Source organism: Mesorhizobium sp. M7A.F.Ca.CA.002.09.1.1 (genome assembly GCF_003998555.1).
GTDB lineage: Bacteria > Pseudomonadota > Alphaproteobacteria > Rhizobiales > Rhizobiaceae > Mesorhizobium > Mesorhizobium ciceri.
Genome location: NZ_RZRR01001380.1, coordinates 1 through 887, shown reverse-complemented (window position 1 = coordinate 887; position 887 = coordinate 1). Strand labels below are relative to the sequence as shown.

The 887-nt window shown below is 56.1% G+C and carries 2 protein-coding genes; one reads left to right on the top strand and one right to left on the bottom strand.

Features of this window, described 5'->3' with window-relative positions; all coding sequences use genetic code 11:
* A partial coding sequence (locus EN994_RS33390; protein ID WP_164746528.1) for a phosphoribosylaminoimidazolesuccinocarboxamide synthase occupies positions 1-434 on the bottom strand: 434 nt, incomplete at its 3' end.
* Between the two features lie 274 nt (positions 435-708).
* Here EN994_RS33390 and EN994_RS33385 point away from each other — a divergent pair.
* Positions 709-887, top strand: a 179-nt coding sequence (locus EN994_RS33385; protein WP_164746527.1) for a DUF1476 domain-containing protein, incomplete at its 3' end; no start/stop codon positions are given.

The following is an 887-nucleotide window of genomic DNA, read 5'->3' as shown; positions in this document are numbered from 1 at the left end:
GGGCTCGCCCAGCCGAACGCGGTGATGTGCTCTTCCGACACCATCGGGTCGTCGAGCGCGTCGGCCTTGTAATAGAATTCGATGATCGAGCGCGGCAGAACGGTGCCTTCCTCGATGCCGAGCCGCTTGGACAGCGAACCGGCGGCGACATTGCGCACCACCACTTCGAGCGGAATGATCTCGACTTCCTTGATCAGCTGCTCGCGCATGTTCAGACGGCGGATGAAATGGGTCGGAATGCCCATGCGGTTCAAATGGTTGAAAATATACTCGGAAATGCGGTTGTTGAGGACGCCCTTGCCGTCGATGACCTCGTGCTTCTTCTTGTTGAACGCGGTTGCATCATCCTTGAAGAACTGGATAAGCGTGCCCGGTTCGGGTCCCTCATAGAGTATCTTGGCCTTGCCTTCATAAATGCGGCGGCGATTTTTCATCTGATTTTTCTCTGGGGTTCCGGACAGGCGGTATCAGACCATTTCCTGTCCGTCTGCCTGAAATAGTGCGGCTACGGTAGGGTTCAATGCCGGGTCTATCCCAATCACATCGTTTGCTCAATCGGCAAATCCTTCCAATCAACCGCTTTCGGGACTGAAATGCCGCAGCGCAGCATGCGATGAAGCATATTGACCGGCCCGCGACCTTTTGGTTTGTGCTTTGACAACGCACATATTCACCGCCAACGAATCGAATTTGACCCGGAGGGACGCCATGAGCAGCATGAAAGACCGTGAAGAGGGCTTTGAGCGTAAATTCGCATTCGACGAGGAGCTTCGGTTCAAGGCCTCGGCGCGCCGCAACAAGGCGCTCGGCCTGTGGGCCGCCGAAAAGCTCGGAAAGTCCGGCGCCGATGCCGACGCCTATGCCAAGGAAGTGGTTATCTCCGACAT